This is a genomic window from Microbacterium atlanticum (genome assembly GCF_015277815.1).
Taxonomy (GTDB): domain Bacteria; phylum Actinomycetota; class Actinomycetes; order Actinomycetales; family Microbacteriaceae; genus Microbacterium; species Microbacterium atlanticum.
In genome coordinates this window covers 642,448-654,529 of sequence record NZ_CP063813.1, presented here as the reverse complement: position 1 = coordinate 654,529, position 12,082 = coordinate 642,448, and the positions used below count along the sequence as shown (strand labels likewise).

The 12,082-nt window shown below is 71.5% G+C and carries 11 protein-coding genes; 7 read left to right on the top strand and 4 right to left on the bottom strand.

The genetic code is table 11. The features are described 5' to 3' along the window. The first annotated feature begins 307 nt into the window (after positions 1-307). Positions 308-1,645, top strand: a complete 1,338-nt coding sequence (locus IR212_RS02850) for an HNH endonuclease (RefSeq protein WP_194397507.1) — start codon at positions 308-310, stop codon at positions 1,643-1,645. A gap of 92 nt (positions 1,646-1,737) precedes the next feature. Here the strand turns inward: IR212_RS02850 and IR212_RS02845 are convergent, their stop codons facing one another. After that, positions 1,738-2,391: a VanZ family protein gene (locus IR212_RS02845; RefSeq protein ID WP_194397506.1), complete on the bottom strand. Its 654-nt coding sequence runs from the start codon at positions 2,389-2,391 to the stop codon at positions 1,738-1,740. Positions 2,392-2,474: 83 nt separating this feature from the next. Between IR212_RS02845 and IR212_RS02840 the strand changes: the two genes are divergently transcribed. Then, complete coding sequence (locus IR212_RS02840) at positions 2,475-3,326, top strand: hypothetical protein (RefSeq protein WP_228479450.1); 852 nt, start codon at positions 2,475-2,477, stop codon at positions 3,324-3,326. A 9-nt stretch (positions 3,327-3,335) separates the two neighbouring features. On the opposite strand, the gene IR212_RS02835 is transcribed toward IR212_RS02840, so the two are convergent. Next, complete coding sequence (locus tag IR212_RS02835; protein WP_194397505.1) at positions 3,336-4,052, bottom strand: endonuclease/exonuclease/phosphatase family protein; 717 nt, start codon at positions 4,050-4,052, stop codon at positions 3,336-3,338. 196 nt (positions 4,053-4,248) lie between these two features. On the opposite strand from IR212_RS02835, the gene IR212_RS02830 reads away from it, so the two are divergent. The 3 genes from IR212_RS02830 (at position 4,249) to IR212_RS02820 (ending at position 6,765) form a co-directional block, all read left to right on the top strand. Then, entirely contained in the window at positions 4,249-4,698 is a 450-nt protein-coding gene (locus IR212_RS02830; protein WP_194397504.1) for a hypothetical protein, read from the top strand. 38 nt (positions 4,699-4,736) lie between these two features. After that, positions 4,737-5,738, top strand: a complete 1,002-nt coding sequence (locus IR212_RS02825; RefSeq protein ID WP_194397503.1) for a glycoside hydrolase family 6 protein — start codon at positions 4,737-4,739, stop codon at positions 5,736-5,738. Between the two features lie 124 nt (positions 5,739-5,862). Next, on the top strand, positions 5,863-6,765 hold the full coding sequence (locus tag IR212_RS02820) for a response regulator transcription factor (RefSeq protein ID WP_194397502.1): 903 nt from the start codon (positions 5,863-5,865) through the stop codon (positions 6,763-6,765). A gap of 181 nt (positions 6,766-6,946) precedes the next feature. Here the strand turns inward: IR212_RS02820 and IR212_RS02815 are convergent, their stop codons facing one another. Continuing rightward, on the bottom strand, positions 6,947-8,386 hold the full coding sequence (locus IR212_RS02815) for a glycosyltransferase family 2 protein (protein WP_194398481.1): 1,440 nt from the start codon (positions 8,384-8,386) through the stop codon (positions 6,947-6,949). Positions 8,387-8,614: 228 nt separating this feature from the next. On the opposite strand from IR212_RS02815, the gene IR212_RS02810 reads away from it, so the two are divergent. Both IR212_RS02810 and IR212_RS02805 read left to right on the top strand, forming a co-directional pair. Further along, on the top strand, positions 8,615-10,285 hold the full coding sequence (locus IR212_RS02810) for a sensor histidine kinase (RefSeq protein ID WP_194397501.1): 1,671 nt from the start codon (positions 8,615-8,617) through the stop codon (positions 10,283-10,285). Next, positions 10,282-11,457, top strand: coding sequence for a hypothetical protein (locus tag IR212_RS02805; RefSeq protein ID WP_194397500.1), 1,176 nt, complete (start codon positions 10,282-10,284; stop codon positions 11,455-11,457). The genes IR212_RS02810 and IR212_RS02805 overlap by 4 nt, the downstream gene beginning before the upstream one ends. On the opposite strand, the gene IR212_RS02800 is transcribed toward IR212_RS02805, so the two are convergent. Continuing rightward, entirely contained in the window at positions 11,435-11,992 is a 558-nt protein-coding gene (locus IR212_RS02800; protein WP_228479449.1) for a hypothetical protein, read from the bottom strand. The two genes, IR212_RS02805 and IR212_RS02800, sit on opposite strands and share 23 nt — an antisense overlap. Positions 11,993-12,082: the final 90 nt, after the last annotated feature.

The window sequence follows — 12,082 nt, the reverse complement described above, 5'->3', positions numbered from 1 at the left end:
CCGGGGCGCGGTCGGGGTGGTCAGGGTAATCGGGGTGGTCGAGATGGTCAGGGTCGGGGTGGTCCGGTTGGGGGCGGTACTCGAACGGCCTCCGCGACCACCTCGCGACTCGCAGTACCGAAAGCGTCGCCCGCTCGACCCGTTGGGGCGAGGCATCCGATTCCCTCTGTGTGTCAGGTCGGCCTTCTTGTCGGTGCCGGCGCGCGCCATCCGACTCGGCATTTTGCTCGATACTCGGGTCACAAAGTTATCCACAAGGCCGATGGACCATCGAAGCAATGTCGGAGGCCCGGAGTACGTTGTTCCCATGTCGGACCACCTCGCACCTCTCGCAGCGGCGGTCGACGCCGCGCGCGGGCTGTGGGGGGAGCGCGCTGTCGAGTCGCTCGCTCCGGGCGCACTCATGCAGCTCAACCAGCTGCTCGCGCAGACCCAGCGCCTGCTCGACGCGTCCAAGGCGCGGGTGGCGGCCGAGATCTCGCGTCAGTCGCGGCCCGAGCTCGGACCCGAGGGCCTCGCCAAGAGTCAGGGTTACCGCAACCCGACGGCGCTGATCGCCGCAGTCGGCGGATCGACGGCGGGCGACGCCGCCCGACTCGTCAAGGTGGGCGAGGCGACCGCGCCGCGCCTGACGCTCAGCGGCGAGACGGCGCCGGCCAAGCACCCGCACGTGGCAGAGGCGCTTGCCCGCGGCGAACTCACGGCCGGGGCAGCCGCGGCGATCATCGCCATGCTCGACAGAGTCGCGCTGCGCGCCGAGCGAGAGGCACTCGACAAGGCCGAGCGCACCCTCAGCGCGCAGGCGCGCGGGCTCTCCGCCGACCAGCTGACGCGCGTGATCACCCGGGCCGAGGCGTGGCTCGATCCCCTCGGCGTCGCGCCCCGCGAAGACGAGCAGCGCGCCGAGACCGTCCTTCACGTGCACGAGGACCGCACCGGCATGGTCGTGCTGAACGGCCGGTTCGCGCCCGATGTCGGAGCGCCGATCAAGCTCGCCGTCGAACAGTACGTCGCGGCGGTTCTCCGCGCCCAGCGTGATGATGATGTTCCGGATGCCTCCCGCCGCAGCATCCCCCAGATCCAGGCCGAGGCGCTGTCCAAGATCGCCGAGCACGGCCTCGGTTGCGCCGAGAAGGACCTTCCGCTCACCGGAGCGACCGTCGTGGTGCGCATCGACCACGCCGACCTCGTCGAGGGCACCGGCTACGCGACGATCGACGGGCTCGCCGCGCCGATCTCAGTTGCGACGGCCCGCCGGATGGCCGCAGGCGGCGGCGTCATCTCCGCGGTGTTCGGCGGCGACAGCGACGTCCTGGACTGGGGACGCCGGCGCCGATTCTTCTCCGACGCCCAGCGGCTGGCACTGGTCGAACGCGACGGCGGGTGCGCGATGTGCAGCGCTCCACCCTCCCATACCAAGGCCCACCACCTCCGCTGGTGGGCGCGAGATGCCGGGCCGACGGACCTCCGCAACGGGGTGCTGCTCTGCGAGGCCTGCCACCACCGTATCCACGACAACGGATGGGAGATCCAGGTCAACGGACCCGGAATGCGGGCGAAGGTGAAGTTCATCCCGCCCGCGCACGTCGACCCGGCTCGCACGCCACGGCTGGGTGGCCGTGCCCGCTTCGACTTCGCCGCGTAGGAGGGGTTTGCGGTGAGGCCGGTCAGCGCAACACGAGCACGACGGCATCAGTCCGCGGTGAGGCCGGTCAGCGCAACACGAGCAGGACGATGTCAGCCGCGGGTGGTGGTCGGCGCGACCGGCGAAGAGGCCGCCGACGCCGCGGGCACCGCACTCCCTCTTGACGCGGCCCGACGTCTTGACGCAGCCCGGCGCTCGACCAGGTGGACGACGAGGAGGCCGAAGGCAGCACCCAGGGTGTTGGCGACGATGTCGCGCAGGCTCGGGGTGCGCTCCGCCAGGAACAGCGCCTGGCACGACTCGATCACGAGGGTCACCACGACCGCGATCGGAACCACGAGCCCCCGCCGATGCGGGAGCGCGAACGACAGCAGCACCCCGAGCGGGACGAACAGCATGACATTCGCGGTGAACTCCACGATGTCGTACGTCAGCAGCGGCACTACCCGGGCGAGCTCGCGCAACAGGCCCGCGGCGTCCCGGTCCACCGGTGTCGGCCAGAACGCGATCAGCGCCAGTACGGCGGCATACAGCGCCAGCAGCCGCCCCGCGAGCCGCGCCGGCCCGGGGGAAGAGTCCGCAACGGCATTGGACGGTCCCGCCGAAGACGAGTGGGCCGCAGCGCCGGACGACACGCGCGCATCGGTCGTCGGCGGTCCATCGAGCACGCGCTCGGACGACCTCGGCGCACCGGCGGTCGCGCACGCAGCGGGCACCGCGTCAGACGACGTCGACGCATCGGTCATCGCAGGCTCCCCTCGAACGGGCGCCGCGACGATGCCGCGCAGTGTGCGCCGAGTCTACCGACCGCGGCGGATATCGTAAGCCCGTGACAGCCGCCGCAGACATCGCCGTCTCGACCTCGCTCGAGCGCACCTACCGGTACCTGCGGATCGGCGTCGCGGGCACCGTCGTCGCGATCTTCGTCGCCATCGCGCAGGCATCCGCCACCTACGGCTGGCTGACCACGGTCAGCGACTACTTCTACACGCCGGCGCGGAACGTCTTCGTCGGCGCGCTCATCGCCGTCTCACTCGCACTCATCGCCCTCTCCGGCCGCGGCGCCGAACGGGCCCTCCTCGACGCCGCCGCCCTGTTCGCGCCGCTCATCGCGCTCATCCCCACGACCATCCCGCCGGGAGCCGTGCCGGGCGTGGCGGTCTCGTGCGCCGAGCGCTGCTTCCCCCCGGAGTACGAGGCCGACGTCGCCAACGGCATCGCCGTCTACCTGGTCCTGGGCGTGCTGGTCCTGCTGGTCGCACTGCTGCTCGCCGCCCTCCGCCAGGTGTCGCTGCCTGCCATCTGGCCGTCGCTCCTCATCGCCGCCGTCGTGCTCGCGACGACCGGGCTCACGTGGGCCTTCGCGCACGACCTCTTCCTGCAGCAGGGCCACTTCGTCGCCACGACGCTCTTCTTCGCACTGTTCGCCGCCGTCGCGCTGCGCAGCGCCTTCCCGCGCCGGGGACCTCAGCCCGCACCCGTCTACCGCGTGCTCTACACCGCGATCGCCGTCGGGCTCGCCGTCGTGCTGGTGGCGTACGTCATCCTGCTGCCGCAGACCGGGAGCGCCGGCATCCCCATCGTCCTCATCCTCGAGGCAGCCGCCCTCGTGCTGTTCTTCGCGTTCTGGGTGGTGCAGGGCATCGAGAAGTGGTCCGATCCCGACCCCACGCTGCGCTGACCGCCGGAGCTACGCCGCGCCCGCCTGCGAGTCGATCTCTACGACCCGCCGGACGCCCGCGGCCGGATGCGCGGTCACCAGGATCGGCAGGTGGTCGCTCAGCCCCTGCGGCAGGGTCCGCACCCGGTCGATCTCGAACCCGATCGACGTTGCGAAGTCGTAGTGCCCCCGGAAGAACCGGTACCGCGTGTACGTGCGCGAGTCGCTGAGGTTCAGCTCGTACCCCTGCGCGCGCACGTGCTGGCCCAAGTGCTCCTTGAACACCGGATAGTTGTAGTCGCCGACCATCAGCGCCGGCAGCCCTTCCCCCAGCTGCTGCAGCTCCGACAGCGCCGTGCGGATCTGGTGCCGCCGCAGCGAGTTCAGCGCCGTCAGCGGCGCCGCGTGGAACGACGCCACGATCACATCGATGTTCTCGTCGATGTCGTGCAGCCGCACCCCGAGAAGGCGCTCCTCCGCGGGCTTCAGCACCCGGTCGTGCAGCGACTTCTTCAGCGCCAGCGCCCGCACCTCGACGGCCCGGTAGGTGTTCTCGCGGTAGTAGACCGCCAGTCCGAGACGATTGCGCTGCGTCGAATCGGCGAGGCGGAGACCGGAGATCTCGGCGGGGATGTCGGTGGTGTCGGCTTCCTGCAGGCACAGCACGTCGGCGCCGTGTCGCTCGACCAGATGGGCGAGCTCGCCCGCCGCCCGGTGCTTGCGCAGGTTGTACGAGATGACCTTCATGGCGACGCCCAGCCTATGCCGCCCACCCGGACGGCGGATGCCCTTGACAAGCCGGGAGGGCAACTTCCCAGCAGACGCAGCACACGCGGAAAGAATCTGCACGGACATGTACGAAAACCGGAGGACGCCCCTCTGGAGTGGTGTGCCGGTTCGCGGCATCCCGATCGCGACCCGCATCCCGACCCAGGAGGATCCCATGTCTGCCGCCACGACCGCCGGCGCCGTCCGCGCCGACCTCACCGACGCCCTCGCCGCCAGCCGCGCCACGCGCGCGGCCGCCGAGCGCGCCCTGCGCGTCAGCGTCGTCGCCCGCACCCGCGCCGGCGAGGCCCTCGAGCGCACCGCCCAGCGGCGCGGACTCGACGAGAGCGAGCGCGCGCGCCTGCGCGCCGAGTACGCCGCCGCCGACCGCATCGTCGCCGACCGGCAGGCAGCCGTCGACAAGGCGCGCGAGTTCGAGCGCGCCGCCGCCATCGTCGCCGACGCCTTCGAGACCGAGGCGGCCTCGGCCAGCCCGCTCGCCGCCGCGCTGCTCGAGCTCATCGGCTCGAAGACCGGCGCCGCACCCCGCGCCCGCAAGACCCCGGCTCCGCGCCGCACCGCGCCCGCGGTCCGGCTCGGCGGCACGCGTCCGCGCACGGCCTGAGTCACGCCACCCGCGAAGGTTCTCATAGAGTCGCCTTCGTGCCCCTCTCGCGTCGAACGATCACGCTCGTGGCCGCACTGGGCGTGATCGTCGTCGGGGGCGCGGCCGCGATCGCCGCCGTGGCCCTCAGCGGCCAGGGCGCCGCACCCCCGGGCCGGGACACCACGATCGTGGCCTCAGACCTGTCGAAGGCGACGGATGCCGCCGCCCGCGCGAGCCCCGGAACCCCGCAGCATGCCGCCGCGGCGTACCTGAGCGCGCAGCCCACGGCGGTCTGGCTCACCCCGGAGGCCGACCCGCCCGGCGAGGTGAGGCAGCGCATCGCCCACCTCGCCGCGGAGGCGCGCGAGCAGGACGCACGCGTCGCGGTCGTCGTGTACGGCCTGCCGGGCCGCGACTGCGGCGGGCTCTCGGCCGGCGGGCTCGACGAGGACGCCTACCTCGACTGGACGCGTGAGATCGGCGACGCCCTCCGCGACGCCGCCGACACCTCGCCGATCGTCGTGCTGGAGCCCGACAGCCTCGCCCTCGCCCCCGAGTGCGGCAACGTCGACGAGCGGGTGGCGCAGCTCAGCGCCGCCGTCGAGGCGATCGCCTCCGACGGCACGTGGATCTACGTCGACGGCGGCCACTCGGACTGGCTGCCGCCCGCGCAGATGGCCGAGCTCATCGAGCGGGTGGACCGGGCGTCCGCCGTCGACCCGGGGCGAGGCATCCGCGGCTTCGCCACCAACGTGTCCAACTACCGGTCCACCGCCGACGAGGTGGCGTACGCCCGCGAGGTCGCCGGGCATCTCGACGGCCTGCACGCGATCATCGACACCTCCCGCAACGGCGCGGGCTCCACCGGCGAGTGGTGCAACCCGCCCGGCCGCCTCGTCGGCGAGCCCGGCGGCACGATCGGCGACGACGTCGTCGACACGAACCTCTGGATCAAGCCCCCCGGCGAGAGCGACGGCGCCTGCAACGGCGGTCCCGCCGCCGGCGCGTGGTGGCCCGAGGCGGCGGTCGAGCTCACCCGCCGCGTCATCGGGGATTGAGTCCCGACCAGGGATTCGCGTCGTTGTGTAGCATCGGGAGTACTTCGCGAAGCTTCGGGGGCCGCTGCTGGGGTCGGTGATCGGTGCACGCTTGTCCGTCCGTCCGAGAGAGAACCGCACGCGCATGACGACCCCTCCTGACGAGCTGAAGACCGCCGTCATCATCGAGGACGACGCCGAGATCCGGCACGTCCTGGCCGAAGTCCTGGAATCCTCGGGCTTCTCCACGGTCTCGGTGGGCAACGGCATCGACGGCGTGCGTGCCGTGCTCACCTACAAGCCGGTGCTGACCACCATCGACGTCAACATGCCCGGCATCGACGGCATCGAGGCGGCCAAGCGCATCCGCGCCCAGTCCGACACGTTCATCATCATGCTGACGGGCCTCAACGACGAGGCGGACGTCATCGCCGGCCTCGGCGCCGGCGCCGACGAGTACCTCCCCAAGCCCTTCCGCCCGCGCGAGCTGCGCGCCCGGGTCGAGGCGCTGATGCGCCGATCGCGCGCCGGCGTCGAGCCGCCCGCCGCGCCCGCGCAGGGCAGCGTCGGCCCGTCGTTCCCCGGGGTCCGGCCCACCACGACCGCCGTCCCGGTCACGCCGGCCGAGCCCGCCGACCAGCCCGCGTGGGCGACGACCGTGACGGAACCCGCGGCACCCGGAGCCGCGGCATCCGTTCCCACCCTCCCGGGCGACGACGAATGGCTCGCGCACCGCGACCTGCGCCTGCACCCCGAGAACCGCATCGTGCTGCTCGGCGCCGACGAGCTCGACCTCACCCGCACCGAGTTCGACCTGCTCGCCACGCTGCTGGAGTCCAAGCGCCGCGTGCGCAGCAAGGCCGACCTCACGCTCGTCCTGCGCGGCGAGTCGTACGTCACGAGCTACTTCGTCGGCGACGCCGACAAGCGCGCCGTCGAGGCTCACATGACGAACCTCCGGCGCAAGCTCGGCGACAGCGCCGCCAACCCGCGGTACATCGAGACGGTCCGCGGCGTCGGCTACCGGCTGACCTCCGAGTCCGCCTGATCCGCAGACGCCGCGGCGGAGGCATCCGCTCACTCCCCAGTGCCCCGCCGAGGACGCCGTGGGGTTCTCGGGGAGGGTGCCCGTCTCCCCATGACGGGCACCCTCTCCGCCTCCCCCTGCGCCGGACTCCCCTTCCGGCGCATTCTCTCCCCAGTTCTGACCTGCCTTTTCGGGTTGCCGGTCAGACCTTGTATCCGTGCTGTCGACGGATGAGCTTGAAGAACATGGACAGTGTCTGCAGCACCGTCACGACCCCGACGATCGGCCACCCGATCCAGAGGATGGTGGACTGCACCATCGGGCCGAGCATCGACCAGATGACGACCATCGCGACGACGACCGCGACGAGGACGATGAGCGGCGTCCAGTGGCCGAGGCCGGCCCCCCGCTCGGCCTTGGCCTGCATCGCCCAGTTGTCGACCTTCTTGCGCGACAGGAAGCGCGTCCAGGAGCGGGCGAAGTAGCTCAGCCGCAGCCACATGTACACCTCCGCGGGCACCAGCGTGACCGCGAACAGGATGTCGCGGGCGTTGCGGTTCTGCATCGTCAGCGCCATGCGGGTGTTCAGCAGGATCGCGACCAGCGGCGGCAGCAGCCACCACGGCGAGAACACGAACGCGCCGATCGACAGCGACCCCGCCAGGAGCGCCACGAACGCCACGCGCACGAACAGGTTCGTCAGCATGCCGAAGTTCTCGAGCCAGCGCACCCGGAGGTTCGGGTGGAACGGCTGCCCCTTGGTGTCGCCGCGCTGCCCCGGCCACATCAGCTCGATCGCGCCGTAGGTCCACTTCACCTGCTGCGCGTCCAAGGCGCGCAGGGTGGTCATGCCGCCGACGTTCGCGCGGGCGAACGGGCTGATCTTGGTGAGGTAGCCGGCGCTCTTGATCTGCAGCGAGAGCAGCGAGTCCTCGACCTCGGAGTCCTTCACCCACGGCGTCGACTGGTGGTTCTCGGCCATCACATCGCGCAGCGCCTGCGTGGAGAAGATCGAGAACTGGCCGCCGAGCACCGCCATGTTGCGGCCCCGCAGCAGGTTGTGCAGGTTGAACGCCGCGAACTGCGAGCGCTGCCCGGTGATGAGGAACTTCGCGACCGCGCCCTTGATGGGCTTGTCGTCGATCGAGTAGATCGCCGAGATGCCGCCGATGCGGCTGTCGGAGGTCGCCTCGGCCTCGAGCTGCTCGACCGCCTTCGCGTCGGCGACGGTGTCGCCGTCGACGCCGAGGAGGTAGTCGTACCCCTCGACGAGCGTGTAGCCGTAGTTGAGCGCGCCGACCTTCTTGTCGGGGTTCCTGCCGATGTCGTGGACGAACACCTCGGTGAACTGCTCGCCGAGCTCGGTCACGATCTCGTGCGGCCCCGCGAACGACGAGGCGATCGCCACCGTGCGGTCGGACGTGTTGTTGACGACGACGTGGATGACGTCCGGCACGCGCGTCTGCCCGAGCAGCGACTCGATCACCTGGGCGATGGACTCCTCCTCGTTGTACGCCGGGATGACGCAGCCGATGGTCGAGCGATGCACCGAGGTGTCGTCGAGCACCGCCTCGAAATCGTCGGCGAACCCCGGCGTGCCCGAGGCGTCCTCGGCGAGGGGCGTTCCCTCGATGAGACGCATCGTCCGCGGGGTGCGGGTGAGCGGGACCAGGTCTGACACGTTCGTCGCTTTCAGGATCTTCGTGCCGGTCGCTCCGGCACGTCCCAAGCCTCGCCCACCGACCGCAACCGGCGTTCCAGAGCCCGCGAGGGTCGGCGCAAGGTTTGCGCAAGGCATCCGCAAGAGAGCGTTCTCCCCATTTCCGACGCGGCGCGAAATCGCCGGTGGCCGGGTCAATAGAATCGCCACATGGCTACCGGGGCTGCGCGACCGCTGTTCGTCGTCGGCACGCCCGATGCCCGCACCCGGTCGATCTGGCTCACGCAGCTCGTGCTCGCTGCGAGCGTGCTCATCACCGCGATCCTCGTCATGGTGCTGGAACCGGCACTCTTCGGCCGGTGGAACTTCCTCGCGGGAACGATCGCCGTCGTGGTGATCACGCTGGCCACGCTCGGAGTCCCGTGGTCGCGGCTGCCGGCGGCCGCGGTGCTCGCCGTCCCGTTCGCGGACGCCCTCGCGATCGGGCTGATGTCCAGCGGCATGGACCTGCGCCTCGGGTATTTGTGGGGCTTTCCCGTCATGTGGGTGGGCATGCACTTCCGGGCCACCGCGCTGGCGGCGATGCTGGCGCTCATCGGCCTCATCCTCCTCGTCGAGTCGGCGCTCCAGACCGGCACCATGGCGGCGCTGCGCGCGTTCGTCGTGCTGCTGTCCCTCACCTTCATCGGGATCACCGCGCACCTTGCGCTGCGGCGCACGCGCTCGCTGCGGCGGCTGCTGCGCCGCCAGGCCGGGCGCCTCACCGCGACGCTGAACCGCCACTCCGACCAGGACCGCCGCACCACCGAGATCCTCAACGGCATCGACACCGGCATCGCCCACATCTCCGACAGCGGCGCGGTGCTCGCGGTCAACGACGCGTACTCGCGGCTGTACGGGCTCGACCCGCTGAACCCCACGCTGCCCGCCCGCTCGGTCGAGTACACCGGCCTGCGCGGCATGCCGGTGCCGTTCTCGGAGCGGCCGTTCGCGCGCGCCTCGCGCGGCGAGACCTTCAGCGACGCGTCGGTGTGGCTGTTCACGGCCGGTGGCGAATGGCGCGCGCTGTCGGTCACCGCCAAGCGGCTCGCGGCCCGCGGCGACGAGGAGTCCAGCATCCTGCTCCTCGTGCACGACGTGACAGCCCTCACGTACGCGGAGCGGGAGCGCGAGCGGTTCACGGCGATGGCCTCGCACGAGCTGAAGCACCCCCTCACGGTGATGATCGGCAACGCCGAGCTCGCCCTCGAGCTGGACGACATGGCGCCGCGCACGCGCGAGCGGTTCGAGGCGATCGTCGGGGCCAGCGAGCGCATGCTCAAGATGACCGAGAGCCTCGGCTCGACCTCCCGCCGCGGCTTCTCCGGCCGGGACGAGGTGGACGACATCGACCTGCGCCACATCCTCCTCGACTCGGTCGCCTCGTTCCGGCCCACGGCCGCGGCGGGCGACATCGAGATCGACGTGCACGCGGACGAGCCGCTCTGGGTCACCGCCGACGGGTTCCGGCTGCGTCAGGTCGTCGACAACATCGTCAGCAACGCCATCAAGTACACGCCCCGCGACGGCCGGGTGCGCATCGTCGGCCTCATCGAGGACGACACCGTGGCGCTGGTCGTGTCGGACACCGGCATCGGCATCGGCGCCGACGACCTGCCGCTCATCCTCACGCCGTACTTCCGCACCGCGGAGGCGAAGAAGACGACGGGCGGGACGGGCCTCGGGCTCGGCATCAGCAACGACATCGTGCGCGCCCACGGCGGCACGCTCGGCATCGAGAGCGAGGCGGGCGTGGGCACCACCGTGACCGTGCGCCTGCCGCGGGCGGCGGATCTCGAGACCGGACGATCCGCCCCGTACCGCACGGAAGGACGCGCATGATCGACCTCATCGCCGGAGCGGGAGTGGAGTTCGGGATCGCGCAGGCCGTCATCACGACGCTGGCCACCATGCTGACGATCGGCATCGCATTCCTCGTGCGCCCCGGTCCCGCGACGCTGTACTGGAGCATCGCATTCACCCTCGCGATGCTGGCGACCTTCGGCGTGGTCGCCGGCGACATCAGCGGCGCGGAGACGCTGCGGCGCGCGTCCCTCGGGGCGCTGATGGGCGCTCCCGCCTTCCTGTGGTCGGGCTTCCGCGCGGCGTGGGGTCTACGCCCGCACGTGTGGACGGGCGCGGCGCTCTCCGCCGGATCGTCGGTGACCCTCGCCGCCGTCGACGGCATGGTGTGGTTCACCGTGGCGTACCGCATCGTCTTCTTCGCAGCATCCGTCTTCGCCGCCCTGTTCGCGATCGACTGGGCCCGCACCGCCTCCCGCCGCGGCGACAAGCTGCTGCTGCCCTTGGGGATCGTGTCGATCGCGTTCGCGGTCACGGGGGCGGCGACCCTCGTCGCCGGCTTCGTCTTCCCGCCCTCCGGAGGCGACGACTTCGCGCTCGTGCGCCTGCTGTCATCGGTCGGGATGCTCGTGTACGTGGCGTGCGCGCTCGTCGCGGTGGTGGGCACCGCGGCGCGCGACAGCGGCCTCGGGCGGGCGGCGACCGTGTCGACGGCGTGGCAGCAGTTCGAGCGCATCGCGGAGGACCGGCTGCTGCGCGCCGCGAAGACCTCCGACCCGTGGTCGCTGGTCTATCTGAGCCTCGACGACGCCGCAGACATCCGCCAGACGGCGGGCGCCGCTGCGTTCGCCGGACTCTCGGAGCGGCTCGTCCAGGAGGCGCGGGCCGTCTTCCCCGCGGAGTGCGACGTCGGCGCTCCGGCGCCGGGCGCCGTGGTGGTGCTCGTGCCTCGACCCGACGCCGTGGTCCGCGATCTGCTGCGCACCGCGCTGGACCGCGTCACCTCGCTGGACGTGCACAACGTCCTCCCGATCCGCCCGACGGCGAGCGCCGGCTGGGCGCCGGCGTCGGTGCTCGGGTACGAGCTCGACGCCCTGGTGTACACCGCGCGAGAGGCGGCGGCGCTGGCGAGCGAGAAGGGCGGCGACCGGTGGGAGCGTGTCGGCGCGACGGTCGTGGAGCGGCTGATCAGTCAGTCAGAGCGATCGTGAGGGTGTCGCTGGCGGTCTGCTTCGCGTACTCGCTGGAGGTCGGCGTCGTCTGCACCAGGAAGTCGTAGCTGAACTGCAGCGTGACCGACGTCGCGTCGGCGGGCACGGGCCCCACGTTGAACGTCTGGGAGTAGCTGTAGGGATCGAGCACCAGGTATCCCGGGCTCACCGTCGACGCGTCGACCTGGGGCGACAGCGGCTCCAGCGCGCCGGTCGGCGACGACGGCACCGCGGTCATCGACGCGCGCTGCAGGTACACCTTCTGCCCGTCGGCGGGCTGCACCGTCGTGATGAGCGAGATGCTGACCGGCTTGACCGCCTCGGGCGTCCACCGGTCCATCGACAGCGTCGACCAGTAGTCGATGGTCGCCGTCACCGGGCCCGCGGTCAGCTGCCGCTGCGTCGAACCGGTGGAGAGGTCGTTGGGGACGGGCGTCGGCACCGCGCTGGCGGTCGGCGACGGCGTCGAGGCGCCGCCCCCCTCCCACGGCGCCGGGCCGCAGCCGGCGAGCGTCGTCGCCACAGCCCCGATCACGACGATCCCCGCGACACGGTGATGAATGCGCAACGTCGACCCCCGAAAGTCCGCCCCGCCGGGCGCGTCCGGTCAGTCTAGCGAGGCAGG

Excerpts from the sequence above, each read along its gene's own strand:
- IR212_RS02805 (WP_194397500.1), top strand. The coding sequence starts at position 10,282 with ATGATCGACCTCATCGCCGGAGCGGGAGTGGAGTTCGGGATCGCGCAG.
- IR212_RS02845 (WP_194397506.1), bottom strand. The coding sequence starts at position 2,391 with ATGACCGATGCGTCGACGTCGTCTGACGCGGTGCCCGCTGCGTGCGCG.
- IR212_RS02820 (WP_194397502.1), top strand. The coding sequence starts at position 5,863 with ATGACGACCCCTCCTGACGAGCTGAAGACCGCCGTCATCATCGAGGAC.
- IR212_RS02850 (WP_194397507.1), top strand. The coding sequence starts at position 308 with ATGTCGGACCACCTCGCACCTCTCGCAGCGGCGGTCGACGCCGCGCGC.
- IR212_RS02830 (WP_194397504.1), top strand. The coding sequence starts at position 4,249 with ATGTCTGCCGCCACGACCGCCGGCGCCGTCCGCGCCGACCTCACCGAC.
- IR212_RS02810 (WP_194397501.1), top strand. The coding sequence starts at position 8,615 with ATGGCTACCGGGGCTGCGCGACCGCTGTTCGTCGTCGGCACGCCCGAT.
- IR212_RS02815 (WP_194398481.1), bottom strand. The coding sequence starts at position 8,386 with ATGCGTCTCATCGAGGGAACGCCCCTCGCCGAGGACGCCTCGGGCACG.
- IR212_RS02835 (WP_194397505.1), bottom strand. The coding sequence starts at position 4,052 with ATGAAGGTCATCTCGTACAACCTGCGCAAGCACCGGGCGGCGGGCGAG.